The following is a 24,346-nucleotide window of genomic DNA, read 5'->3' as shown; positions in this document are numbered from 1 at the left end:
AATGTTTGGCGGGCACGACTAGTTGACTTTCCGCTCCGGCAATATCCTGTTTAACAACATATTAATGGGACTTACCTTCGCCCTAGTGCGCAAGTGGTACTACATTCTTGCCCTGGGGCTACTTTTTCCCGCTTTGCTGGTCCATTTGGGCCTGATGGTCTTCATTGACGACGAGGCCATCCGCTCCCTGGTCGCCCAGGAGATGCTCTGGTCAGGCAACTTCATCGCCCCGGCCATGCACGGCGACGCCTACTTCAACAAGCCCCCGCTGTGGAACTGGGTCCTGGCCGCCAGCTTCACCCTCCACGGGGGGGCGAGCGAGTGGGCCGCGCGGCTGCCCACAGTGATCAGCCTGATAGGTTTTGCGCTTACGACCTACGGTTTCAGCCGCCGCTACTTCGGCAGTTACCTGGCTAGCATCCACGCCCTTACCGTCATCACCTGCGGGCGTATGCTCTTCTGGGACAGCATGCTAGCACTGATCGACGTCACCTTCAGCTGGGTCGTGTACACCCAGATCATGCTGCTCTACTACTACGGCAAGGACGGTCGCTGGTGGCAGGCCTTCGCCTGGAGCTATCTACTCACTGCCGTGGCCTTCATGCTCAAGGGGCTGCCCGCAGTGGTCTTCCAGGGCCTGAGCGTCTTCGCGATCCTGGGCTGGCGGCGGGCCTGGTGGCAGCTCGTCCGGCCGGCGCACTTACTGAGCGGACTAGGGTGTCTGGCCCTACTGGCCCTCTACTACGTACAGTACAACCAGTACGTCGACCTGACCGCAGTGGGCCGCCGCCTCTTCGTCGAGAGTAGCAAGCGCACGGCCGTAGCCCACGGGGTGGGGGAGACGGCTTGGCACCTCCTGTCCTTTCCCTTTGCCATGAGCTACCACTTTCTACCCTGGACGCTACTGCTGGTCTACCTCTTTCGCCCCGGTAGCTGGAAGCTCTTGAAAACCAGTGACTTCGCCGCTTTTTGTTTGGTGGCCTTTCTGGTCAATATTCCCGTCTACTGGGTTTCCCCCAACGTCTACCCCCGCTACCTGCTCATGCTCTTTCCGCTGCTCTTTGCCAGCCTGCTGTGGCTGCAGCAGTGCCATGCGCGGGATCGGAGTGTGACCTACACGGGGCTCCGTTACCTACTGCTGGGCACCATGACGCTGGTGGCGGTGTTATTGCCCTTCGTGCCCCTCGTCCCCCAGACCGCTATCATCACCCATGCCTGGATCAAAAGTGTGACAGTGGGCGGGGCCGCAGGTGCATTAGTGATGGTAGGCTGGCGAGATCGCGCTAATTTCCTACTGATCTTCTGCTGCTTCCTCTTGCTACTCCGCCTTACGTTCGATCTGTTCGTGCTGCCCGTGCGTGCTGTGGAGGATGAGCGCGGCATCGCCGTGCGTGCTACTGCGCAGTCCGTCGTGCGCACCAACCGGGACAAGGACCTGCGCATCTACCGCTATAGCCTCATCGAGCCGGCTACGGGCTACTACCTCACCGAGGCCTACGGTCGGGTGGTGCGTCGGGCGTTCGACCGGTATCCCGCTAGTTCCGTTTACATTGGTAGCCCCCTCCAGTACGGGGAGTTGCGGATTGAGGCGACCGACTCGCTCTACCTGCGGCACCTCGATACGCTGTACCCGGTAGGCTACTTGCGCTACCCGCTTCCCGCGCCGGCCGGTGATGAGGAGGAGTTGCGGGATGGGATGGGTTCGGGTATTGAAATCGAGTAGTCGTCTGCCGAGGCTTGCGCAGCTTGCCTCGTCCGCCGACTACCGTAACGTACATTGCAAATAGTAAATCCCCCCGTGCAGCTCTCCGTAGTCATCACCATCTTCAATGAGTTGGATAACATCCGGCCCCTCTTAGCGCAGGTCCACGCCGCGCTGGAGGGCTACGACTACGAGGTAGTGTACGTTGACGACGGCAGCAACGACGGCTCCGTCCAGCTCCTCAAAAGCCTTGACGACCCCCACTTAGTCGTCGTCGAGCTACGCAAGAACTATGGGCAGAGCCTGGCCCTCATGGCCGGCATCGACGTAGCCCGCGGCCAATACATCGCCACCCTCGACGGCGACCTGCAGAACGACCCTGCCGACATCCCCGCCATGCTCCGCCTGGTCGAGCAGGGCGATTGGGATCTGGTAGTGGGCGAGCGTGTTAATCGCCAGGACGGGGCGGTGCTGCGCAGGGGGCCCAGTCGCGTGGCCAACTGGCTCATCCGCCAGCTCAGCGGCGTGCACCTGCGTGACTACGGCTGTGCGCTCAAGGTATTCCGCGCCGAGATCGCCAAGGACCTGGGCATCTACGGCGAGCTGCACCGCTTCATTTCCGTACTGGCGAGCCTCGAGGGGGCCCGCATCACCCAGGTGCCGGTACGCCACCACGCCCGCAAGTTCGGTAAGAGCAAGTATGGACTAGGCCGCACCTTTAAAGTCGTCAGCGACCTAATCCTGATGCTCTTTCTCAAGAAATACCTCCAGAAGCCCATGCACTTGTTTGCCCAGGCCGGGCTATTGCTCTTCACCGTCGGTGCCCTCATTAATCTGTATCTCCTGGGGCTGAAGTTGCTGGGGCAGGATATCTGGGGCAAGCCCATTCTGATCCTGGGGGCGCTGCTGGTACTGGCCGGTATTCAGCTCGTTACGGTCGGCATCATCGTCGAGGTACTGATGCGTACGTACTACGAGAGCCAGAATAAGCGACCGTATAAGGTGCGGGAGATCAAGCGGTTTGGGGGGGTGGAGGTGCCGGTGGGTCGTCCGTCGCGGGTTGTGCGTAAGGCGTAAGGCCCTTGCCTGGCTACGCCAGGCTACAGACCTTACTAGGTTAGGGCGCCCCTTCCGGGGACGGTAGGTAGGCGGTGAGATATGATCCATAATCGTCCCTGGAAGGGGCGCCCTTCGTTGCGGGGTCTGTAGTACCGCAGGCATGCAGGACTCTGCAACTGTTCCACATGCCCCGCACCTGGCTTACATCTAGGGCCCCTACCCCAGATGACGCAGCCCCCTAAGACACCCCGAAAACGCCCCCCAAACACAAGGAAAATAAGGGAAAGGCGCATAAACACCGCGGAAATTTCTACGTTTGCACCCGTAAACCAGGGCATTCCTGGCGGTGGGCAACACTCATCGACTCACAACCAAATTAACCTAGTAATGAATAAAGGAGAACTCGTATCGGCCATTGCCGACAAAGCCGACCTTACCAAGGACCAAGCCGAAAAAGCGCTGAGCGCCATGACCGAGAGCATTGAGGATGCCCTGAAGGACGAGGATAGCGTGAGCCTGATCGGTTTCGGTACCTTTTCGGTCACCAACCGCCCCGCCCGCGAAGGCCGTAACCCCCGCACTAACGAGACCATCCAGATTGCCGCCAAGAACGTCGTCAAGTTCAAGCCCGGTAAGAAACTCAGCGAGTCGGTCAACTAAACCGGCCCAGCCCCATTAGGCCCTCCAAGGCCCCGACCCAACGACCCGACCGGCAGCGCGCCGGCCGGGTCGTTCTAATTTTCCCCCTTTCCATGACCTACCTAATTGTGGGCGGCTCCTCCGGGATCGGCCGCGCCCTCGTCGATCAACTCCTACAGGCTGGCCATACCATGCACGTCTGGGCCCGCGAACGTCGCGACCTGCCCGATGCTGTCACCTTTACCTCCCTCGACGTGACGGACGATCGTGCCGACTTTAAATCCGCCGTGCCCACGCAACTCGACGGACTCGTATACTGCCCCGGTAGCATTGACCTGCGCTCCTTCCGGAGCCTCAAACCGGATGCTTTCCGGGAGGCCTTCGAGCTCAATGTAGTGGGAGCCGTACGCTGCCTACAGGCCGCCGAGCGGACGCTGAAGCAGAGCGGGCGGGCGGCGGTGGTGCTGTTTTCGACCGTGGCGGTGCAGCGGGGGATGCCCTTCCACGCCGCGATTGCTTCGGCTAAGGGGGCCATCGAGGGACTGACGCGCAGTCTGGCGGCAGAATACGCACCGGGGGTTCGCGTCAACTGCATCGCCCCCTCGCTTACCGATACCCCGCTGGCCGAAAAGCTACTGGCGAGCGACGATAAGCGGGAGGCCAGTGCCAAGCGGCATCCGCTGAACCGGGTGGGTACGGCGGGGGAGATCGCCAGTATGGCGGCGTACCTGCTGGGGGAGCGGGCGGCCTTCATCACCGGGCAGGTGATCGGGATGGATGGGGGGCTGGGGGCTATCTAAGCGTCGGACGCCTTAAAGCGTCGGACGCTTGGCCCCAGCGACCAGCTCCTGGAGGTGCGGTACGTTATCTTCCTCAAACCAGGAGTTGCGGCGCAGGTAGATACCGTTGCGGGGGCTCGGGTGGGGTACGGGGAAGTACTCCGGGAGATATTCCCGGTAGCTGCGTACCGTCTCGGTGAGGTTCTTCTTGCGGCGGTCACCGAGGTAGTGGGCTTGGGAGTAGGCGCCGATTAACACCTTCAGTTTCAGGTTGGGCAGGAGCGAGAGTAGAGGCTCCTGCCAGAGCGGGGCACACTCGGGGCGGGGGGGCAGGTCGCCGCCCTTGCCCTTGCCGGGGTAGCAGAAGCCGATGGGGAGTATGGCGAAGGTGGGGGAATGGAAGAACTCTTCATCCGTGACGCCGAGCCAGTCGCGCAGGCGGCGGCCGCTGGGGTCGTCCCAGGCTACGCTCGACAGGTGGGCCAGGCGGCCGGGGGCCTGGCTGATGAGGGCTATGGTGCATTCCGGATGGATGCGAAAAATGGGGTTGGGGCCCAGGGGGAGGTGGGCGGCGCAGACCGTGCAGGCACGGGCCCGGGTGAGCAGGGGGTGATCGTAGGTGGGGGTGAAGCCCTTGGCCATGGGGTGCTAGAAGGTGCGTGCGTAGCTGATGAGCAGTTGCTGGGTGATGCTGACGCGCTGGCCGAGGCCGAAGGTACCGTTGGGCTGGTCGTTGTCGGTGACCTGTACGCGGATGTTATCGTCGTAGAAGGCGTTGACAAACAGATTGATCTGCAGGTGCTCGGTGAGGGCGAAGGAAAGTCCGTTGAGCCAGTCGACGTCTACGTTCTGTGGGTCGCGCAGGTAATTGGCGTAGAGGGTGAGGTTGGAGGTGAAGGTGGCCCGGTCGTCGGTCAGAAAAGAGGTCTTGTACTGTACTTGCAGCAGGGCCCCGAGCTGGGCATCGACGTTCTTGTACGCGGGGTAGATGCCCACTGCGTTGGCTTCCCCGCTGACCTCGTTGCCGTGTACCCCCCGGGCGGCAATGCTGTCGTTGGCCACGATGATGAATTTGCTGGACAGGGGGGAGAAGAAAATTGACAACTCTTCCACGGGCTTGTAATCGATACCGAGAGAGGCGGTAGCCGTGGCTGGGGAGAGGAATTTCGAGCGGGGACTACGACCAGTGTCGAGGAAGTCCGTAACATAATTACCAGATGCGCGGTCCGGAAACTGGTAGGTCGGCAGGATCTGGCTCATGAAGGTGCCGTTGACGGAGTAGTACACTCGGCCCTCGGGTCTGATCTGGATGCCGTACTTACTGGCCAGGCGGATCTCGTCGATGGTCTTCTGGAAGGGCACCTTGTCGTTAGACCCCTGGGTAACGGTGCCCGAGCCGATGCGCTGTAGGCCGAACTGCCACAGCACGGTGTTGTCCCAGGCCTGGCGGCCGCGCTTCAGGTTGGCGAAGCTGTTGAAAGCGCCCTCCAGACCCAGGCGGTTCTGGGCAGCTCCCTGCCGGGGATTGATATTGAGGAGCTGGGACACGTCGAGTCCGATACCGACGCCGAAGCGCCAGCCCTCGGGGATCTCTTCTTTTTCCTTTTCTTTCTGGGCTAACAAGGCGGAGCTACTGCATAACAGCAGCGCTAGTAAGAGGGGCGCATGGTTCATGCGGTAAAACTAACCGCCGCGGGTTTACCCCTCCAAATGTGGCGGTAACTGCTGCTGGCGCCCCCCTTCCCGCCGGCTGTGCATCTCGAAGCCTTCGCTGCTGAGCTTGCTGAAGGGGATGGTGAACTTGGACTCCTCTCGCCGATGCTCACCTCGTCACCTAGCCGCAGCTGATCGCGGTTGTAAAAAGAGACTAGGATGTTGCCCATGATGTGCCGTGAGGCCATGCCGTAGCCAATGGCGAAGGCACCGGCGATCCCGGCCAGGATAATAATGAGTCTTTTAAATACAACCCACAGCACAGAATACAAAGCTAGGGGGGTTCTATTCTACTATTCTAGTAGCGGAACTGACCGCCGATACGTTAAATACTCCCAGGATGGGCTCCTCAGTAGCCAGGTCAATCACGTTACCCGGGGAGTTGGCTACGGGAATCTGGAAGATGCCATTGTCGCCATTCTGGATCTGATCGCGGGCTACGCTCAGGAAGAAAAAGGCCTCGGGGTTTAGCGACCAGATCTCCACCTCGATCCGGTCGCCTGGTTCCAGGGCTACGAAGCCACCGTTGTCGTCAATCTTATTGATGTTGAAGCGGATGGGGGAGATAAAGACAATCCCGTCTGTTCCGCTACCGGCATCGAAGGTGGCATCGTACACCAGATTCAACTCCCGGGGGCGGTTGAGCAGGGTGTCGTTGATGGTAGTACGGACCAGGTACGCGTCGCCCTCGCCGACGAAGTCGCGGGCATACAACTGGGCGTACAGTCCCTCATCCAACCCGAGCTGGTCCTCCTCGAGGCGTACAGCGATGGAGTCGATGGGTGGAACCCGGCGCATGGTGGAGGTAGCGGCGTAGTTCTCCTCGCCACGCCGGATACCCAGCACGAACCGATCATCGACCCGACCAAGAGTCTCCCCGGGCTGGGGCGTCCAGACGTAGCGGCCTGAATCCTGATGCACAAAGGGGTAGCAGGCTGCGCCGGACTCCAGACAGACGACCACCTCAGCATCCTCCACGCCGGCGGGTAGGCGGTTGGCGTAGTAGTCCTGGCTGAGCGTGAGGCGGATGGTCTGCGGTGCGGACTCGTCCGTTAGCCAGGCATCGACCACCAGCTCCGGGGTCTCAAAGTCGGTGGTGAGCTCCACAGGGTCGGTGCAGTTGTGTACCGCAGCGGCGAGCAGCAGCAGGGAGAGCAAGCGCATCATTTGAAGGTGAAATTGTAGGATACGGAGGGAACGATGCTACCGACTACGGAGAGCTTGATGGCCTCGGTGTTGATGGCCGCGCCGGGGGCGGTGCGCCCGTCGGCCTGCTGCCCGTAGACGGTGAAGGGATTGCGGCGGGCGTAGAGGTTATAAATACCGAAGACCCACTGCCCCTGCCAGCGGCGGTCGGCTTTTTCCTTTTTGGGGTCGAGGGTAAGGGAGACGTCCAGGCGGTGGTAGTCCGGAATGCGGAAGTTGTTGCGGGCGTCCCCGGCGTTATTCGGTACGTAATAGCCCAGCTGGTAGTAGCCGCTGTTGGCCAGGGTAAGCGGGGTGCCGGTATTGTAGACGAAGGTGGCGCTGAGCGTGATGCGGTCATTGAGCTCGTAGAAGCCCGTGAGGTTGAAGTTGTGCGTCTGGTCGAAGCGTGTGGGGTACCACTCGTCGTTATTGATACCCTCCACGAGCCGCTCGGTACGGGCCAGGGTGTAGCTGAGCCAGCCCGAGGCGCGGCCCTTGGTTTTCTTGAATTGTAACTCGGTACCATAGGCCCGGCCGGTTCCGACCAGGACCTGCCCCTCGACGAACTCATTAAGCACCAGGTCGGCCCCGTCGATGTAGTCGATGAGGTTATCGAAGGACTTGTAGTAGGTTTCCAAACTTAGTTCGAAGGCATTGTCCCGGAAGTTGCGGAAGTAGCCCAGGGCAACCTGGTCGGCCAGCTGAGGGTCGATATTGTTGGTACTCGGCGTCCAGATGTCGAGGGGGATGGAGGCGGTGGTATTGCTGAGCAGATGGATGTACTGGGCGGTGCGCTGGTAGCTGGCCTTAACCGAACTGGTCTCGGTGAGGGCATACTGTAAAGCGGCGCGGGGCTCCCAGTTGAGCCAGTCCTTGATGGTTTCGCCGCGCTCGGTGGTGGTGATGCCGGTGAGCGGGCGGGGTAGTCCCTCGCGGAGGGGCTCGCCGTAGGTGTAGGCATTGCGGCCGCCGAGGTAGGCGAAGTGGCTCAGGCGGATGCCGTAGTTGAGCTTGAACTTTTCGAAGAGCGTGACCTCGTGCTCCACGAAGGCGCCGGACTCCAGGGCCCACTGCCGGTTGACGCTAATGTCGATACGGTCACCCTGGCTCACGGCCACGGCGTTGGCCGGCTCGAAGCGGTAGTGGATGATCTGTCCGCCGAAGCGCAGCACATTGGTGGGGCTGATGAAGTAGGAGAACTCTGGTTTGAGGCTCGTATTGACGATACTAGCATCCCAGTTAAAGGCATCCTCGTTGGGATCCGCCCCGAAGTCGATGGCGTAGTCGTAGTCGCTGTAGTAGGCGGTGAGGTTAGCGAAGAGTTTATCGGTAAAGAGGTGGTTCCAGCGCAAGGTGCCTGTGGCGTTGCCCCAGCTGAAGCCGGCATCATCACCGGGGCTGAAGACATCGCGGCCGAGGTAGCCGGACAGAAAAATCTGGTCGCGGTCGCTGAAGCGGTAGTTGGTCTTCAGCGTCAGGTCGTAGAAGTTGAGCTTGGTCCCGTCGAGGTTCTCATTCAGAAAGGGGGCGGCCAGCACGTCGATGTAGCTACGCCGGCCGGCCAGTAGGAAGGACGATTTATCCTTCACCAGCGGCGCTTCCACGCTGAGCCGGCTGAAGATGGTACCGATGCCGCCCTGCATCTCGAACTGCTGGTTGTTACCCTCCTTCATGCGCACGTCGAGAATGGAGGAGAGCCGTCCGCCGTAGCGCGCCGGGATGCCGCCCTTGTAGAGCTTCACGCCCTTGACCGCATCGGGATTGAAGACTGAAAAAAAGCCGAACAAGTGGCTGGAATTAAAAACCGGAGCCTCGTCCAGGATCACCAGGTTCTGATCGATGCTCCCGCCGCGTACGTTGAAGCCGGCCGCGCCCTCGCCCACACTGGTCACGCCGGGCAAGAGCTGAATGCTACGGAGCACGTCGACCTCCCCGAGCAAGCTAGGCAGTTTTTCGATGGTGCTCATATCGAGCTGCTCCACGCTCATCTGCACCGTGCTTACGTTCTGGTCCTCCTCCGTAGCCGTCACCAGTACCTCTTCCAGGACGCTGCCGGCCTCGCCAAGATTGAAATCCGCCGTTAGGTTACCAAGCAGCTTTACCTCCCGCCGCTGCTCGCCGTAGCCCAGGTAAGTGACCACCAGGGTGTAGGTATCGGGAGCAACGGTGAGGGAGTAAAAGCCGTACTCGTTGGTGGTGGTGCCCTTAGTGGTGCCGTCGAGGTAGACGGTGGCACCGATGAGCGTCTCGCCGTTAGCCGCGTCGCGGACGTAGCCCTTGACGGTGACGTTAGTCTGGGCGAGCAGACTCAGCGAGCAACACAGTGTGAGGAAGGTGAGCAGGTGCTTCATACGTATCGGACTAGGGGCGCTTGGCGAGGGGTACCCCCATAACGACGTATGGCGCAGCGGGGTTAGTTCCGCTACGCCATAGGTAGTAGATGTGACACCTAAGAGACGCTTATCCCTTGCTACCGGGCTGGTCGCTGGTATCGGCCTCGCCCACCTTCAGGAAGTGACCGGCCTCGGTAATGGTCTTTTCTACGCCCGTGTCGGGGTCGGGATAGCTGCGCTCGTGCACCTCCACGCTAAGCTGCTTACCGACGAGCTGCTCGGTGTCGAGCTCGTCGCCCTCCATCTCCACGGCGCGCATCAGCTCGGCCAGGATGGGCTTGCTGGGCTCGCTGTCGTAGAAGCGCTGCTCCACGAAGCCCTCCTCGGTCTCCATGCGGGCGGCGAAGAAGGGGATGCCCTTGTACTCGCTCTTTCCTTCGGAAATTTCGGTGATGGTGACGACGTGGCGGCCGTGCTGGAGGCGGGGCTTTTCTTGGACTTGTACTTTCATGGTGGGTTGTTTAAAAGTTAGAAAGAAGTTTAAAACAAATTGTTCGGTTTGTCTTACTGAAAATTTCGCCCGTGCGTTATCTGCGCCTGGCGGCGCTGGGGGTTGAACCACAGAGGGCACGGAGGGACACAGAGGAGGTGAGCGTGTAGTGTGAGTCAGACCGCTCTGTGGCCCTCTGCGTTCTCTGGGGTCGTTACTTGAGACACTTGACTAGACAGTTTCTGTCATTTGCTGCTGTAGCCAAGCTAAGAACAACCGCACCCCAAAGCCAGTAGCCTGCCGGTCCTTCGCGAAAGGCCCCTGCTTCAGCGCCACCCCGGCAATGTCGAAGTGGATATACCGCCCGTGGTCGTGCGTAAAGTTTTCCAAAAATTTGAAGGCATCCGTAGCGCCGTGCAGGGGAGTACCGCTGAAATTCTTCACGTCGGCCACGTCGCTGGCCAGTCCCTTGGCGAAGTCGTCCCAGGGAGGGAGGGGCCAGATGCGCTCGCCACTAGTCTCCCCCGCGCGGCGGAACTGCTCCACCAGCTCCTCGTTTTTACTCAGCGTAGCGGCGCAGACGTAGCCGAAGGTGCGCACCGCACTGCCGGTCAGGGTGGCCACGTCGATCAGGGTGGTGGGCTGGTGGTACTTCACGGCGTAGCTGAGGCCGTCAGCCATGATCAGACGGCCCTCGGCATCGGTATCGATGATTTCGATGGTCTTGCCGGCGTGGCTCTGGATCACATCGCTCGGCTTGATGCTCAGGGCGTCGACGCTGTTGTCGGTGGCCGGTACGATGCCGACCAGGTTGACGGGCAGTTGCAGGCGGGCGGCGGCCTCTAGGGTACCGAAGACGGCCGCCGCGCCGCCCATGTCGGACTTCATCAGGTGCAGGTTCTGACTCCCCTTGATGCTCACCCCGCCGGTATCGAAGGTGACACCCTTACCGATGAGGGCCGTGGTGTCGCCGTCGGGCCCCCCGCCGCGGTACTTCATGACGATCAGTACGGCGGGGTCCTCGCTACCACGGTTGACGGCCAGTAAGGCGTGCAGGCCTTCTTCCCGGCAGGCTTCCTTGTCGAGCAATTTGACGGAATAGCCGTAGGTGTCGCCGCTCTCCGTGGCCCACTTCGCCAGGTCCTGAGGTCGTTTTTGGTTAGCTGGCGCGTCGACCAGGGCCATGATGCGCGTCTGTACGTCCGCCACGACCATCTCCGCACCTGCGTCCCCGCCCGTCCAGTTTATGTTGCCCTGGAGGAGGGGGTGTGGCTTATAGTCCTGCCGCTGGCTGCCGGCGGAGTAGCTGCCTAGTTTGAGCCCCCCGATGAAGGCGGTGGTGAGTTTAGGGTCTACGTCCGGGGCCTCAATGGTCACTTCCTGATCGAGTTGCTGGCCCGCCTCGTAGCTCAGGGTACGTCCCAAATTTTGCGCCCCGATAGCTATCGGGGCGGGTGCAGCATCTTCCGGAAGGCGGGCGATATAGTGCGCGGCTCCGGGGTCACGCAGGTACTTCCCGGGCAGGACGGAGTCGGCGTAGGGCCCCCCGTGGGCGGCGGGCAGCAGGGTAATGGTCGTAGGCATAGGGCGAAGGTAGCGGCGGCAAACTATTTTGGGGCCTACCGCATTAGCAACAGCATGAAGATTGGCGTGGTCTGTTATCCTACCTACGGCGGCAGCGGCGTGCTGGCCACCGAGCTCGGACTGGGGCTGGCCCGCCGCGGACACGAGATCCACTTCATCACCTACCGGCGGCCGGCGCGGCTGGGCTTCTTCCACGAAAACGTGTTCTACCACGAGGTCGATAGCGGGGCCGACTACCCGCTGTTCGAGTTCGCGCCCTACGAAACGGCCCTGGCCTCCAAGTTGGTGGACGTAGTGGAAAACTATGCGCTGGACCTCCTGCACGTACACTATGCCGTACCCCACGCCGCGGTGGCCTACATGGCCCGTAAGATCCTGCTCTCGCGGGAGCGCTACGTGCCCTTCATCACTACCCTGCACGGCACCGATATTACGCTGGTGGGCTCTAATCCGGCCTTTGCCCCCACAATCACCTTTGCGATCAATAAGTCGGACGGGGTAACGGCCGTCTCCGAGTCGTTAAAAAAGGACACGCTGAAGAGCTTTGATATCTGTCGGCCCATCGAGGTGATCTACAACTTCATTGACTTCAAGCGCTTTCGGCGCGACGATAAGGAGCACTTCCGGCGGGCCATCGCACCCAACGGCGAGCACATCCTGATCCACGTGTCCAACTTCCGGCCCGTCAAGCGGGTAGATGACGTAATCTACATCTTCAAGATCATTCATGATCAGACGCCCAGTAAGCTGCTACTCATTGGCGACGGCCCCGAACGCGGTAAGTGCGAGGACCTGAGCCGCCGCCTGGGCCTGACCAAGGACATCCGCTTCCTTGGCAAGCAGGATGCCGTGGAGGAGCTGCTGGCCGTAGCCGATGTATTCCTACTGCCCTCGGCCAGTGAGAGCTTCGGTCTGGCTGCCCTGGAGGCGATGGCCTGCGAGGTGCCGGTGGTAAGTAGTAACGTGGGGGGTATTCCTGAGGTGAATATCGACGGCAAGACCGGCTACACCTCCGGCGTCGGCATGGTCGATAAGATGGCGGAGGATGTGTTGAAGATCCTGGATACTGAGGCGTCGCTGCGGGGCTTCCGGGAGCGGGCGTTGGCGCAGGCTGCGCGCTTTGATATTGAGGCGATGCTCCCGAAGTACGAGGCCTACTATGAGCGGGTACTGGAGCGGAGCCGGGTGAAACCTCAGGAGCCTGTAATGGACTGCTAGGTTCGCGCAGCTCCGCGCTATGTACGTACAGCAAAATCTGTGTTAATCCGTGTAATCTGCGGTTCAACCCCAGCGCCGCCAGGCGCAGACGACACTAGCCCAACCAGTGGTCAAACCACCCACACCACCAGCAGAAATAACACCGAAGGGCAAAGCAAACACCCCAGCCCAGTATAAAACGTAGCCGTAAGCGCCCCATAGGGCACCAGCCGCGTATCCGTAGCCGCCAGCCCCGCCGCCACCCCACTCGTCGTACCGATCAGCCCCCCGAATACTGCCGCCGAATGTGGATTATCAAGACCGATAGAACGCGCCACCAGCGGGGTAGCCACCGTAGTCACGATGGTCTTCACCACCCCGGCGGCAATGCTGATGGCGATCACCTCCGAGCTAGCCCCCAGTGCCCCGCCCGTCACCGGCCCCACGATGTAGGTGCAGGCTCCGGCCCCGATGGTGGTCAGGCTGACCGGATCGGTGTAGCCTAGGGTAAAGGCCACGGCTACTCCGAGTACGAAGGAAAGCAGCACGCCGACGAAGAGGGCCACGGTGCCCGCCAGACCCGCCGAGCGGATCTTGTCCAGGTCCGCGCCCATGGCCGTGGCGACCACCGCGAAGTCACGTAGCATGGACCCGCCGAGTAAAGCTAGACCGGCAAAGAGGGGGACGTCGGCCAGCCCCTTCTTACCACCGAGGAAGGCCAATCCGAGACCGGCCACGATGGCCAGGGCCACACCGGGGATTCTGTTGCCAACTAGGTGCTTCGCTACCCAGAAGCAGACCCACATGAGCAGCCCCACGCAGAGAAAGGCAAATAGTAGGTCGTTCTTGATCAGCACCTCCTCGATCAACTCACTCATGGTCTGGAGCCTCTGCGAAAGATCGACCGATCCGGGATAGCGCCGGCACGAGTATAAAGCCCCCCACCGTAGCCGCTATCCCGGCTAGCAGCGCCACCCAGCCGCCCGTCAGCGCTGCCCGGACGTTCTGCACTGCGGCCATGGCGACGATAATGGGGATGTACATGGCACTCCAGAAGAGGATGCCGCCGGCCGTTGCCGTCGTTAGCCCGCCGTGACGTTTCAAGTAGGTGTTGCCGACTACGAGCAGTAGCATCGCAAAGCCCACCCCACCTACGTCGCCGTCGATACCGATGGCCGCCCCCAGCAGCGTGCCGGTGATCTTACCCACTAGGAAGCAGAAGGCCAGGAGGGCTACCCCGTAGATCGTCATGCGAAGGCGGTTTTGAGCTCCTGCTTAGTGACCTTGCCCATCACGTTGCGCGGCAGCTCGTCCTGGAAGATGTAGCGGCGCGGTAGTTTGTAGCCCGGTAGCCGCTCGCAGAGCCAGGCCTGTAGCTCGTCCAGGTTGAGGGGGTGACCGTCGGTGATCAGACTGGCCCCGATAATCTCGCCCCACTCCGGGTCGGGTAGGCCGACGACGCCGCACTCCTTGATTTGTGGGTGGGTACGCAGCACCTCCTCGATCTCCAGGGCGGATATCTTGTAACCGCCCGATTTGATGATATCGACCGAGTTGCGGCCCAGGATACGGTAGGCACCGTCCTCGTATACGGCGATGTCGCCGCTGCGAAACCAACCGTCGTCGGTGAAGGTGGCCGCGGTAGCCTCCGGCCGGCCCCAGTACTCCAGGAATACGTTGGGACCCTTAACTTGAATCTCGCCGTCGTCCGCCAATCGTACTGTCACCCCGTTTAGTGGTTGCCCGATGTGGCCCGGCCGCCGCTCGCCCAGGTAGGGATTGCTGATGGCCATGCCCATCTCGGTCATCCCGTAGCGCTCCAGGAGGGTGTGGCCGCTGATGTCGCGCCATTCCTCCAGCACCGATACCGGCAGTGCCGCCGAGCCGGAGACCATGAGACGGAACTTGCGTAGCGCCGCGCTGATCTCCCGCTGCTCCACCTCCAGTAGACTGTGGTAGTGGTGGATGAGCTTGTAGTAAATCGTAGGCACTGCCATGAACACATTGACCTCCCCCCGGCGGAACACCTCCAGTACCGCCCCCTCGCTGAAACGAGGTAAGAACACACAGCAGGCCCCACTCCACAGCGCGCAGGATAGCACGTTGATGATGCCGTGCACGTGGTGTAGCGGCAGGATATTGAGGATACGATCGTCAGCGCTCCACTGCCAGGCCTTCACTAAGGCGGTGATCTGAGCCTCGGTATTGGCGTGGGTAGTCACTACCCCCTTCGGCCGACCGGTCGTGCCGCTGGTGTAGAGGATCATGGCCCGGCGGTCGGGGGCCACGTCGGGTAAGGCGGTTGGCGCGCTGCCGTAATCTTCCGCCCGGATGAAGTCTGCAGGTAGTTCGGTGAAGAGCGGAGCCAGCTTGTCCGCAAACCATTTCGTGTACAGTACGGTACGCGCCGCCGTATCCTCGATGACGTACCGTAGCGAGAGCGTAGGGTGCTTGGTGCAGAGCGGCACGGCAATCCCCCCGGCCCGCCAGATGCCCCACTGGATAGCGACGTAGTCGAAGCCCGGCGGGACCAGAAAGGCAATGCGTTCTTCTTTCAGGTCAGTTGCACCGGCGAGCAGCGCGGCGGCGATCCGTGCCGAGCGGTCCAGTAGCTGTTGATAAGTATAATCCCGGCCCGCGCTGACTACGGCGGTGCGTGGTCCGAAGGCGGCGGCCCGGTCGATGAGGGTAAGCATGGCGAGCACTGACTTAGTGAGCGCCCCAAACTACTACCGAAAACCCGTAGCCATGACCTTATGCTTTACTCCCGGTAATCTAATGGCGGCTCCCGGTCTCCCAGCAGGGCCTGGTACTCGAAGCCCTCCCCCCGCTGCTCCAGCAGTTCTGCCCGGGCGCGGGCTAGCAGCTCGGGCTGCTGCATCAGGTCCATAGCGGTCAGGGCCATTGTCTTAGCGGCTACGGTCATGCCCTTTTGTCCGATGGAGGTACCGCCGGCGGCAATGGCCTGCCAGCTGTGGGCCGAGGTGCCGGGTACCCAGGTGGCGGTGCGCAGTCCGACGGTGGGTACCACCCAGCTCACGTCACCCACGTCGGTGGAGCCGCCCTGCCCGGTGCGGATGACGCGGAAGGAATCTACCGTCCCGGCCGAGGCCAGCTCAGTACTGCCCGGATCGGTGAAGGTGGTGGCGATCTGCTCGGCGAAGGCCTGTTCTTCCGGGGTATAGCTCACACCGCCCACCTGACTCAAATTTTCGTGCATCACCTGGCTCAGCGTCACATTGGGCAGTAAGTTGTAGGCCCCGTGGATGACCTCGTAGTCCATGGTCGTACCGGTACCCAACGCGGCCCCCTCGGCGCACTTCACCACCCGCTCGAAATTCTGAGCCACCATAGCCATATCGGGGTGGCGCACGTAGTAAAACACCTCGGCAAAATCCGGAATCACGTTCGGTGCCTCCCCGCCGCGGGTGATGACGTAGTGGGTGCGCGATTCCATGGTCATGTGCTCGCGCAGCATATTCACCATATAGTTCATAGCCTCCACGCCGTCGAGGGCCGAGCGGCCGTTCTCGGGGGCGGAGGCGGCGTGGGCCGAGACCCCGTAGAAGCGAAACTTCGCCGACTTATTCGACAGCGAGGAGGCCGCATCGGCGCTGTTCCCGTCGGAGGGGTGCCAGTGGATCACGGCGTCCACGTCGTCAAAGAGGCCGGCGCGCACCAGGTACACCTTTCCGGCTCCGCCCTCCTCGGCCGGGCAGCCGTAGAAGCGCAGGGTACCGGCTACGTCATTGTCCTCCATCCAGTGCTTGACGGCGATGGCCGCCGCGGCCGATCCGGTGCCGAAGAGGTGGTGGCCGCAGGCGTGTCCGGCCGTGAGGTCGGCGCGTTCTTTCCGCTCGGGGCTATCGGTCTGCGTGATACCGGGCAGCGCGTCGTACTCTCCGAGGATACCGATGGTGGGTCCCTCGCCCCGCGTAAAGGTGGCCGTGAAGGCGGTGGGCATATCGGCTACGCCAGCGGCTACGGTGAAACCTTCCGCGGCGAGGGTCTCCTGTAGCAGCTCGGAGCTCTGTGCTTCCTGGTAGCCTACCTCCGCGAAGTTCCAGATTTGCTTGGCTACTTCGAAGTAGCGGTCGGATCGGGTGTCGAGCTCGGTGAGTACGGCCTGTTCTGGTGGGGTGAACTGGGCGGTTAGGGGGAGGGTGAGGGCTAGTAGGAGGGTAGTGAGTATTGGTTGCATAGTGCTAGATTATGATGTTTGCTAGTCCTTAAAGGTACGGACTGTAAGTAGGTATTTTTGAACCACAGAGGCCACGGAGAGACACAGAGATGTTTTAGCATGTGTGACGTGCCTCTGCGTCATTCTGTGCCCACTGTGGTTGTATTTAAAACTCATACTGTAACCGACGCTAAAACCGCAGCATCCCATACCCCCGCATCTGGTACATCGCCACCGTCGTCAGCATCGAGGTAGCCACTTCTACCTCCTCAGAAACCGCCGTAAGGGGCAACTCCCGTCCAATCAGCGACTGCCCGCACACCGTCACCCGTACGCCCGCCCCGTGTAGTGCCCGCAGTAGCGGCAGATTCGGATTATCCGTCCCAAACCGCTCCCGGTACGCCGCATCCGTCAGCACCCCGAAGGTAGCCCCCCCGTGGATCGCCAGCACCACCTCCACCCGCTCGTCCGGCACCCCACCTACGGAGAACAGGTTGAGCATACGCGCTACGTTATAAAGTCCTTGTCCCAGGCTATCCGGCTCGTCGTGGCCGCTCACTACGTCGATCACCAGGCGGTAGTCGAGCGCAGGGTCGGGCGTGACCGTCGCTTCGGGGATGGCGTAGATGCCACCGTAGGGCACCACGGGAGTCACCTGATCCTGGGCGAGGCCGCAGGTGCAAAGTAAGTGGAGAAGCAAGAGGAGCAACAGGGGGCGGTTAGCGGTCATAGTGGGGTAAAGCTAGGGTAGTGGGAGCAGCGTACCTATTTTTACCCTATGGCTCCCCTTACCAAAATTCGTCTGTGTCTCGTGATCGTCATGGCGGGCCTCTTCGTGGCCGGCGTCACGGCCTTCCCTCTTTTGGCCGAGGTCAACTGGCTTAGCCAACTGCTCGTCGGCACCGGCGGCAGCCTGGACCCGGCCCTATATGATGGTGTTACCCAGTGGATTCTCACCGTCCGCCAGGGCCTGGAGGTCACCTACCGCGACTACCTCTGGCTGGCCTACGGCACCGACTGGCTGGCCTTCGGCCACCTGATGATCATGCTCTTCTTCATCCTGCCCTACCGGGACCCGGTGCGCTACGAGGGGGTGCTGTGGGTGGGGATTTGGGCCTCGCTGCTGGTGTTTCCGCTGGCGTTCATCTGTGGTCCGCTGCGGGGCATCCCGTGGTACTGGCAGTTGGTGGATTGTGGGTTTGGGGTGGGGTCGGTGGTGCCTTTGGGGGTGGCTGTTTGGGAGGTGCGGGGGATGGGTGAGGGTGGAGTTTACCGGAGTTGAAGTATATTGTGAAACGTTTGGACATGTATCTGAAACTTCCACTTAGATCTAATTTAGTCTATTATTTCTATGAGAATTAAAGAGTCACGTAAGGTTCATCTTGATCATCTTATTCCAAGAGAGTCAATCAGGTTTGCGTCATTTGATGATAATGAATATGGGTTTAACCAACACTCTAGTAAAGTGAAAAGCCCGTATGTAAAATACTCAGAGATAGCGAGTGATTGGTTTCTGAATATAAGAAAGCCAGATTTTCAAAGAGAAACAAACGCCTGGACTCCTGAAGAGTGTCTAGAACTTATTGACTCCGTGGTAAATGAGAGAATTATCCCAAGTATTATCCTGTGGAGGAGTGATGAAACGGGATTAATATACGTTTTAGATGGAGCACATAGATTGAGCGTTATCCGTGCCTGGCTAAAGGACGACTGGGGCGATAAAAACATTAGTTATTACGCGAGACGTGATACTAAGCAGATCAAAAAAATAGCCGGCGAGACAAGAAATTTGATTAATAGAGAAATCGGAGCGTTTGCAAATTTTAAATATGCCTGTGATAATCTCAGAAAGATTGTAGCTGATGGAGAAGCTGCCCCCAGAAAAGTGATGGCAGAGATTGAATTTAAACAAGCATCTTTCTATAGCGAGCTACTCATTGGAAGTATGTCGTTAATTGGTCAATGGGAACAAGGTGATTACAACTCCGCCGAGAAATCTTTTTTAAGAATAAATAAACAGGGCCAACCGCTCAATCCTTGGGAAACTACGTTGATAGAATTTAGGAAAGGTAGTTATGCAAGAGTCATAATGTCAATCGCAAATGCTGGAAAGAGCGGTCATTTTTGGCCAAAATACAATTTGAACGATGATCTAAAATCGGAACTTGACAGCTTTCCTACTATCAGTCAAAGAATATTCGAAAAACTATTTGAGCCCCCCTTTGAGGTGCCTATCAATAGCATGACCGTACCTATGGTGGTGTCACCAGCATATTTTCAGAAACATCAATACTTATTTGAACTAATACCTCTTATTATCTGGAACGAAGTCGCCTTCACTGCGAAAGATCAGCGAGAACGACTCTCTAAAGATAATAGTTCCGATCCTGAGACCGTAATAAAAAACGGTAGTCGTCTTTTAAAATCACTTGATTCCAAGCTAGAACATATTGAAACGTTCACCAACAATTCAAAGTCGCTATCTATAGTTCCATTATTCTATTGGTATAATAACAGGGGTCAGTATGTTAGGGGGCTACTTTATGGATTTATAGGTTGGATGCTCTCTGGATCCGAGAACGACATCCGGAATAAAAAATTGCTTTTCTCTTCTGTCAGGGGGGATTTCGAAAGAGTTTTTTACACTTACAAAGCAGACTTTGCTGCACTAGCGAGAAATACAGGAGCAGGATTAAAATCAGTAAGAAAGCTCAGTAACATATTTAGAGAGTTGGCATTTGCATTATATACTAATAACGATGACATCACAAGTAACGATTTCAAAGATAAGTTAGAATCTATTATTGGAAAGCTGTCAGCTAAAAGTAGGAGATTGTCTGGCTCGAGAATGTATACCTCAAGGGATAAAACTCAAATAAATATCAGAGAACTATTTGATCAAAGCACTAGGTGCCACATTTGTGGTGGCATATATAATCTGAGTCACGGCGGTGTGCAATACGATCATGTAATTCCTTATCGAAAGGTTAAAGAAACTGCCATTGATAACGGGCGACCCTCGCATCCTTTTTGTAACAATATGAAAGATAAAATCAGTAAAATGAAGAGTAGAAGTATAATTTTGCCTGACATGAAAGTAAAAATTACGGACGTCGACAAGGATAACTATCAGCAAATATTATTGTTCACTGACGAAGAGGATTTTCCCCTCTAGCAAAAAGAATACATAAGATGTAATATATATAACACTAACATCGGTTAAGTGACTTGCTACTAATTAGGTTAGGTTTTATATAGTTTTGCTTCGAAGGCTTTTGTAAGTATTTAGGTTAATAGTTTTTACATAGACAAGAAGCATAGGCTTCGTAGGGGCCACCGTACAGGGTCCCGGGTTGCTAAAACTAAGTATAGATCACTCGTATATAAATATTTTGGATTGGAAACCACCAAATGCAACAACTCATTTCACTCAACCTAACCATAATAGCCGGAGCAAACGGCGTAGGCAAAACCACCTTCGCCAAACCCTACGTACGGGAGTTGGGCTACCAGTTCCTGAATGCAGATGAGATAGTCAAGGAGTTGGAGAACCGGGGGGAAACCCACCCCACGCTGAAGGCTGGTCGGTTGTTCTTCGCGCGGTTAAACGAAAGTCTAGCGAAAAAAGAGAATGTTCTTTTGGAAACAACGCTATCCGGCAGCTACATCAATAAGGTAGCGGCGCGGAGCAAGGAGATGGGTTATGCACTGACGGTGATCTACATCTTCGTGGATAGCGAAGCAGTATGCATCGACCGCGTGAAGTCAAGGGTCCTAAAAGGCGGCCACGATGTACCCACTGAAGACATAAAGAGAAGGTTCCAACGCAGCCTAACCAACTTCTGGACCAACTTCACAGAGATAGCAGACGACTGGGTACTCCTCTACAACGGGGACGAAGGCTACGAACAGGTTGCTGTTGGCGTATCGCAGCAGTACAGCGTCGAGCATCAGTCCCTTTTCTCCTTCTTCCAAACCCTGACCAATCAGTAATGCCATGAAAGAAGTAGATACCCTCTCCGACACCAGCATCTACTTTAAGCTCCGCAACATCCTGCGCATCGCCCGCCAGGCCGCCCACGCCGCGCAACTCGAGAATGCGCGCTACGGTATCCCCAAGATCTTCTCCCGGAAGGGGATCATGTACTACGAGTACCCGGATGGGAGGATTACTACGGAGCGGCCGGAGATGTTTGAGCGGGGCGAGGAGTAGACCACTCTTGGTAGCCTTTCCTAAACTTGCACATGCCGCTGAACCTTGCTAACTGCATCCTAACCAGCCGGAAGGTGATCTGCAACCCAGGCGACTAAGTCAACCGCAAGTTAGTTTCACAGATATTCGGTCATCTTATCCCCACCGCCATGGTCCTCGATAAACCCTTAACGAACGGACAACTAGAACTGATGAAGATGTTCAGCCACGAGCTGAGCGAAGAGGATCTGCTGAAGTTGCGTCGCACCCTAGCAGCATTTTTTGCTGATCGTGCGAGCGATGCCATGGATGAGCTATGGGAAACGAAATCATGGTCTGACGACACGATGGATGAGTGGTTGACTGATTGGACCGATCAACAAATGTTGTGAAGGTAGTTATCGATACCAACTCGCTGGTGGTGAGTATCGGTCGGCGATCTAAATTCCGCCCGATCATCCCATCAAATGAATGTAGGCACCATTCTTAGCAAAAGCCGCATAGCAGTCACTATCCGGTGAATTTTGGCAAACCAAGGTGCCACCGCAGCAGAGCGACTGGGTGACAGAATTGCAACCCGGGCCAACGTTGGTGCCAGCAGTAGTCCAAGCCGTTCGATCACCGTATCTCCACAGTCAGGCTCCCATTTATCGCCGTCAGCCATTCCTTTTGCTCCGCACCTGCGGCCCCGCCCTAATTATCTAACCCGTACATTAGGCAGCAGAACTAGAATCCCCGTTCATGCCCCTCCGCTACTTGCTTACCCTCCTTTCCTGCTGCCTGCTCACCGGCCTACGCGCCCAGGACGGCGGGCGAGACACCCTCCTGATCGACTTCGGCACCGAGGTATCCCCCGCCCCGTGGAATAACCTGGCCGACGCTGGCAGCGGCCGCATAACCAACCTACTGAACGCCAGGGGTAACCCGAGCGGCTACGGCATCGCCGTGACCGATTCCTTCAACAACGTGAATACCGCCGGCACCCGCGAGCCCGCCACCGCCCTCGGCCTGCCCGCCACCGCTACCGGCGATAGCTTCTTCGGAAATACGGCTCCCTTCGGCGGACAAACCCAGCCCACCGGCGCGGTGGACCTCACCCGGCTGCGACCGGAAAAGGAATATGCGCTCACCATCTTTGCCTCCCGCACGGCCACCGACAACCGGGAGGCCCGCTACGTCGTAATCGGTGCCATCCGGGATACGCTGCTGCTTGACGCCGCCAGCAACACCGACCGTACGGTCACCACTACGGTACGCCCGGGGGCGGACAGTACTATTCGCATCACGGCCATGCCCGGCCCAAATAACACCAACTCCTCCGGGTTTTACTACCTGGGTGCCCTGGTTGTAAGCTACGCCGAAGAGATTACAACGCCCCCGCTCCCGCCGACCGATCCGGCGGACCTGCTGGATACCGTACTGGTCGATTTCGGCGGTACTACCACCTCCCCGCCGCCCTACAACAACATCACCGACCCTCGTGCCGGCAGCGTGCCTGACCTGCTCAATACCTCCGGTTTTTCCACCGGCTACGCCATAGCGGTGGTCGATTCGTTTAACAACATCAACACCGATGGTACCGTCACTCCGGCAGCAGCGCTGGACCTGCTAGCCACGGCCACGGGGGATAGCTTTTTTGGTAATATCGCTCCCTTCGGCGGACAGACCCAGCCTACCGGTGCCGTAGCCCTCACCGGACTTGATACCGCTCAGCAGTACACGGTGGAGGTGTTCGCCTCCCGCACGGCCACCGACAACCGGGAAACCCAGTACACCGTGACCGGCAGTGATAGCGATACGCTATTTTTGAATGTGAGCTCCAATGCGGACCGAACCGTGACCACAACGCTACAGCCCGACAGCAGCGGCACGATCCGTATCGAGGCTCGCCCCGGACCGAATAACAACAACGGCTCCAACTTCTACTACCTCGGGGCACTCCGACTTACCTATCCGAATACGGCCCCCGCCGGCGGTGCTACCCTCACCCTGACCGACCCCAACGGTGGCGAGCGCTGGCAGGTCGGTAGGACCGCCGACATCACCTGGACTTCCCGCAACGTCACCGATGTGGTACTCGAGTACACCACCGACGACGGCAACAACTGGTCGGCCATCGACACCGTGGCGGCCGCCGGAGGGCGCTACCCCTGGACCATACCGAACACCCCGACCGAGGAGGCGCGGGTCCGCATCATTGCCGACACGCTGCTCGATGAGAGTAATGGAGTCTTTACGATCACTACCGACACCACCACCTGCACCATCGTGGTGCTGGGTTCCTCCACTGCCGAGGGCACCGGCGCCTCCACGCCCGACAGTGCTTGGGTGAATCGGTTCCGGGCCTCCCTGGCCAACGATACCCGCTTCGAGGTCATCAACCTGGCGCGCGGCGGCTACACCACCTACCACATCCTGCCGACGGGGGCAGAGATACCGGCGGGCGTAAACATCACTCCAGATCCCGAGCGCAACATCACGCAGGCGCTGACCTACGATCCCTTCGCGATCATTGTCAATATGCCCTCCAACGACGCGGCTAACAACTTCAGCGTAAGTGCGCAGTTGGACAACTTCGCGGCTGTCGCTACGGCGGCGGGGTCGCAGGATGCAGCGGTCTACGTAGCCACTACCCAACCACGCAACTTTACCGACCCGGCGCAGATTGAGCTACAACGGGAGGTGCGTGATAGCATTCTGGCCATCTACGGCGATCGCTCCATCGATTTCTGGACCGGGCTGGCCGATGACAACGGCTTTATTCGACCGGAGTACGATAGCGGCGATGGCATACACCTCAACGACGCCGGTCACGCTGTTCTATTCCGGCGAGTAACCACGTTAGGACTGGATACGACCGACTGCTCGGGGCCTACCTCCCTGGACCGCGAGCCTGTACGGATGCAGAGCGGCCTACTCAGAGTTTTTCCAAACCCCACGTCCACGGGCTATCTCGACCTGTCGTTTGGGGATTGGGCCGGTAGGGAGGTACGCGTACAGCTTTACGATATGCTCGGCCGGGAACAACTACGCCGAGAACTTCCGGAGGGGCAGCCGGCCGGTGTATACCGCCTTGACCTGGCGGGACTGGAGCGGGCACCGGGCACTTACTACTGTACGGTGACGGTGCGTACCCCAGCGGGTTGGGTACGGGACGGGGTGTTGGTGGTGGTACGGTAGGGGGTATGGCATAAACAAGACATGGTTGCCTGGACGCTCACGCTTATCTAGTCTGCGGCCGAAGGGCTACGGGGCAGTACATGTAGTTACCGGCCCTCCGGCAGCGGGCG

The 24,346-nt window shown here is 59.0% G+C and carries 22 protein-coding genes; 11 read left to right on the top strand and 11 right to left on the bottom strand.

Annotation, left to right across the window (positions count from 1 at the left end; translation table 11 throughout):
• Window positions 1-64: 64 nt before the first annotated feature.
• The 4 genes from ACOOHD_RS12890 to ACOOHD_RS12875 all read left to right on the top strand — a co-directional run bounded on the left by ACOOHD_RS12890 (window position 65) and on the right by ACOOHD_RS12875 (window position 4,200).
• Entirely contained in the window at window positions 65-1,723 is a 1,659-nt protein-coding gene (locus ACOOHD_RS12890) for an ArnT family glycosyltransferase (RefSeq protein ID WP_420458292.1), read from the top strand.
• 75 nt (window positions 1,724-1,798) lie between these two features.
• Window positions 1,799-2,779, top strand: coding sequence for a glycosyltransferase family 2 protein (locus ACOOHD_RS12885; RefSeq protein ID WP_420458291.1), 981 nt, complete (start codon window positions 1,799-1,801; stop codon window positions 2,777-2,779).
• 369 nt (window positions 2,780-3,148) lie between these two features.
• Window positions 3,149-3,421: an HU family DNA-binding protein gene (locus ACOOHD_RS12880; RefSeq protein WP_420458290.1), complete on the top strand. Its 273-nt coding sequence runs from the start codon at window positions 3,149-3,151 to the stop codon at window positions 3,419-3,421.
• 92 nt (window positions 3,422-3,513) lie between these two features.
• Complete coding sequence (locus ACOOHD_RS12875; protein ID WP_420458289.1) at window positions 3,514-4,200, top strand: SDR family NAD(P)-dependent oxidoreductase; 687 nt, start codon at window positions 3,514-3,516, stop codon at window positions 4,198-4,200.
• Between the two features lie 12 nt (window positions 4,201-4,212).
• On the opposite strand, the gene ACOOHD_RS12870 is transcribed toward ACOOHD_RS12875, so the two are convergent.
• From ACOOHD_RS12870 to ACOOHD_RS12845, 6 genes are all read right to left on the bottom strand, one after another.
• The gene (locus ACOOHD_RS12870; protein ID WP_420458288.1) at window positions 4,213-4,821 is read right to left on the bottom strand and encodes a uracil-DNA glycosylase family protein; all 609 of its coding nucleotides are present in this window, start codon (window positions 4,819-4,821) and stop codon (window positions 4,213-4,215) included.
• Between the two features lie 6 nt (window positions 4,822-4,827).
• A complete protein-coding gene (locus ACOOHD_RS12865; protein ID WP_420458287.1) occupies window positions 4,828-5,853 on the bottom strand; it encodes a DUF3078 domain-containing protein in 1,026 nt (341 codons plus the stop codon).
• Between the two features lie 324 nt (window positions 5,854-6,177).
• Entirely contained in the window at window positions 6,178-7,059 is an 882-nt protein-coding gene (locus ACOOHD_RS12860; RefSeq protein WP_420458286.1) for a DUF4249 domain-containing protein, read from the bottom strand.
• Window positions 7,056-9,431 (bottom strand): TonB-dependent receptor, encoded by a 2,376-nt coding sequence (locus ACOOHD_RS12855; RefSeq protein WP_420458285.1) that lies wholly within the window; start codon window positions 9,429-9,431, stop codon window positions 7,056-7,058. The genes ACOOHD_RS12860 and ACOOHD_RS12855 overlap by 4 nt, the downstream gene beginning before the upstream one ends.
• A 109-nt stretch (window positions 9,432-9,540) precedes the next feature.
• Complete coding sequence (locus ACOOHD_RS12850; protein WP_420458284.1) at window positions 9,541-9,924, bottom strand: hypothetical protein; 384 nt, start codon at window positions 9,922-9,924, stop codon at window positions 9,541-9,543.
• A 210-nt stretch (window positions 9,925-10,134) separates the two neighbouring features.
• Entirely contained in the window at window positions 10,135-11,487 is a 1,353-nt protein-coding gene (locus ACOOHD_RS12845; protein ID WP_420458283.1) for a M17 family metallopeptidase, read from the bottom strand.
• A 54-nt stretch (window positions 11,488-11,541) separates the two neighbouring features.
• On the opposite strand from ACOOHD_RS12845, the gene bshA reads away from it, so the two are divergent.
• The gene (bshA, locus tag ACOOHD_RS12840) at window positions 11,542-12,705 is read left to right on the top strand and encodes an N-acetyl-alpha-D-glucosaminyl L-malate synthase BshA (protein WP_420458282.1); all 1,164 of its coding nucleotides are present in this window, start codon (window positions 11,542-11,544) and stop codon (window positions 12,703-12,705) included.
• 110 nt (window positions 12,706-12,815) lie between these two features.
• Here the strand turns inward: bshA and madM are convergent, their stop codons facing one another.
• The 5 genes from madM to ACOOHD_RS12815 form a co-directional block, all read right to left on the bottom strand.
• Window positions 12,816-13,562: a malonate transporter subunit MadM gene (madM, locus tag ACOOHD_RS12835; protein ID WP_420458281.1), complete on the bottom strand. Its 747-nt coding sequence runs from the start codon at window positions 13,560-13,562 to the stop codon at window positions 12,816-12,818.
• Window positions 13,555-13,935 carry a malonate transporter subunit MadL gene (gene madL, locus ACOOHD_RS12830; RefSeq protein WP_420458280.1) on the bottom strand — a complete coding sequence of 127 codons (381 nt, stop codon included), beginning with the start codon at window positions 13,933-13,935 and terminating at the stop codon, window positions 13,555-13,557. Before madL ends, madM begins: the two co-directional genes overlap by 8 nt.
• Complete coding sequence (locus ACOOHD_RS12825; protein ID WP_420458279.1) at window positions 13,932-15,380, bottom strand: acyl-CoA synthetase; 1,449 nt, start codon at window positions 15,378-15,380, stop codon at window positions 13,932-13,934. The genes madL and ACOOHD_RS12825 overlap by 4 nt, the downstream gene beginning before the upstream one ends.
• A gap of 65 nt (window positions 15,381-15,445) precedes the next feature.
• Window positions 15,446-16,885 carry an amidohydrolase gene (locus ACOOHD_RS12820; RefSeq protein ID WP_420458278.1) on the bottom strand — a complete coding sequence of 480 codons (1,440 nt, stop codon included), beginning with the start codon at window positions 16,883-16,885 and terminating at the stop codon, window positions 15,446-15,448.
• Window positions 16,886-17,054: 169 nt separating this feature from the next.
• Entirely contained in the window at window positions 17,055-17,594 is a 540-nt protein-coding gene (locus tag ACOOHD_RS12815; protein WP_420458277.1) for a DsrE family protein, read from the bottom strand.
• Between the two features lie 48 nt (window positions 17,595-17,642).
• Here ACOOHD_RS12815 and ACOOHD_RS12810 point away from each other — a divergent pair, with 48 nt between their 5' ends.
• From ACOOHD_RS12810 to ACOOHD_RS12785, 6 genes are all read left to right on the top strand, one after another.
• Window positions 17,643-18,146: a hypothetical protein gene (locus tag ACOOHD_RS12810; RefSeq protein WP_420458276.1), complete on the top strand. Its 504-nt coding sequence runs from the start codon at window positions 17,643-17,645 to the stop codon at window positions 18,144-18,146.
• 69 nt (window positions 18,147-18,215) lie between these two features.
• Window positions 18,216-20,039, top strand: coding sequence for a GmrSD restriction endonuclease domain-containing protein (locus ACOOHD_RS12805; RefSeq protein ID WP_420458275.1), 1,824 nt, complete (start codon window positions 18,216-18,218; stop codon window positions 20,037-20,039).
• Between the two features lie 236 nt (window positions 20,040-20,275).
• Window positions 20,276-20,857 (top strand): AAA family ATPase, encoded by a 582-nt coding sequence (locus ACOOHD_RS12800; protein WP_420458274.1) that lies wholly within the window; start codon window positions 20,276-20,278, stop codon window positions 20,855-20,857.
• 4 nt (window positions 20,858-20,861) lie between these two features.
• On the top strand, window positions 20,862-21,077 hold the full coding sequence (locus tag ACOOHD_RS12795) for a hypothetical protein (RefSeq protein ID WP_420458273.1): 216 nt from the start codon (window positions 20,862-20,864) through the stop codon (window positions 21,075-21,077).
• A 149-nt stretch (window positions 21,078-21,226) separates the two neighbouring features.
• Window positions 21,227-21,448 (top strand): hypothetical protein, encoded by a 222-nt coding sequence (locus ACOOHD_RS12790; protein WP_420458272.1) that lies wholly within the window; start codon window positions 21,227-21,229, stop codon window positions 21,446-21,448.
• 349 nt (window positions 21,449-21,797) lie between these two features.
• Window positions 21,798-24,236, top strand: coding sequence for a GDSL-type esterase/lipase family protein (locus ACOOHD_RS12785; RefSeq protein ID WP_420458271.1), 2,439 nt, complete (start codon window positions 21,798-21,800; stop codon window positions 24,234-24,236).
• Window positions 24,237-24,346 lie beyond the last annotated feature (110 nt).

Origin of the sequence: Neolewinella sp., from assembly GCF_965214665.1 — a bacterium.
Lineage (GTDB): Bacteria > Bacteroidota > Bacteroidia > Chitinophagales > Saprospiraceae > Neolewinella.
Note: the sequence above shows the minus strand (reverse complement) of the source record. Positions and strands in the feature narration are given on the sequence as shown.

Coding starts and splice junctions, on each gene's coding strand:
- ACOOHD_RS12805 (WP_420458275.1), top strand. CDS start 18,216: ATGAGAATTAAAGAGTCACGTAAGGTTCATCTTGATCATCTTATTCCA.
- ACOOHD_RS12855 (WP_420458285.1), bottom strand. CDS start 9,431: ATGAAGCACCTGCTCACCTTCCTCACACTGTGTTGCTCGCTGAGTCTG.
- ACOOHD_RS12860 (WP_420458286.1), bottom strand. CDS start 7,059: ATGATGCGCTTGCTCTCCCTGCTGCTGCTCGCCGCTGCGGTACACAAC.
- ACOOHD_RS12790 (WP_420458272.1), top strand. CDS start 21,227: ATGGTCCTCGATAAACCCTTAACGAACGGACAACTAGAACTGATGAAG.
- ACOOHD_RS12875 (WP_420458289.1), top strand. CDS start 3,514: ATGACCTACCTAATTGTGGGCGGCTCCTCCGGGATCGGCCGCGCCCTC.
- madM (WP_420458281.1), bottom strand. CDS start 13,562: ATGAGTGAGTTGATCGAGGAGGTGCTGATCAAGAACGACCTACTATTT.
- ACOOHD_RS12820 (WP_420458278.1), bottom strand. CDS start 16,885: ATGCAACCAATACTCACTACCCTCCTACTAGCCCTCACCCTCCCCCTA.
- ACOOHD_RS12865 (WP_420458287.1), bottom strand. CDS start 5,853: ATGAACCATGCGCCCCTCTTACTAGCGCTGCTGTTATGCAGTAGCTCC.
- ACOOHD_RS12890 (WP_420458292.1), top strand. CDS start 65: ATGGGACTTACCTTCGCCCTAGTGCGCAAGTGGTACTACATTCTTGCC.
- ACOOHD_RS12785 (WP_420458271.1), top strand. CDS start 21,798: ATGCCCCTCCGCTACTTGCTTACCCTCCTTTCCTGCTGCCTGCTCACC.
- bshA (WP_420458282.1), top strand. CDS start 11,542: ATGAAGATTGGCGTGGTCTGTTATCCTACCTACGGCGGCAGCGGCGTG.
- ACOOHD_RS12800 (WP_420458274.1), top strand. CDS start 20,276: ATGCAACAACTCATTTCACTCAACCTAACCATAATAGCCGGAGCAAAC.
- ACOOHD_RS12880 (WP_420458290.1), top strand. CDS start 3,149: ATGAATAAAGGAGAACTCGTATCGGCCATTGCCGACAAAGCCGACCTT.
- madL (WP_420458280.1), bottom strand. CDS start 13,935: ATGACGATCTACGGGGTAGCCCTCCTGGCCTTCTGCTTCCTAGTGGGT.
- ACOOHD_RS12815 (WP_420458277.1), bottom strand. CDS start 17,594: ATGACCGCTAACCGCCCCCTGTTGCTCCTCTTGCTTCTCCACTTACTT.
- ACOOHD_RS12810 (WP_420458276.1), top strand. CDS start 17,643: ATGGCTCCCCTTACCAAAATTCGTCTGTGTCTCGTGATCGTCATGGCG.
- ACOOHD_RS12795 (WP_420458273.1), top strand. CDS start 20,862: ATGAAAGAAGTAGATACCCTCTCCGACACCAGCATCTACTTTAAGCTC.
- ACOOHD_RS12845 (WP_420458283.1), bottom strand. CDS start 11,487: ATGCCTACGACCATTACCCTGCTGCCCGCCGCCCACGGGGGGCCCTAC.
- ACOOHD_RS12825 (WP_420458279.1), bottom strand. CDS start 15,380: ATGCTTACCCTCATCGACCGGGCCGCCGCCTTCGGACCACGCACCGCC.
- ACOOHD_RS12850 (WP_420458284.1), bottom strand. CDS start 9,924: ATGAAAGTACAAGTCCAAGAAAAGCCCCGCCTCCAGCACGGCCGCCAC.
- ACOOHD_RS12870 (WP_420458288.1), bottom strand. CDS start 4,821: ATGGCCAAGGGCTTCACCCCCACCTACGATCACCCCCTGCTCACCCGG.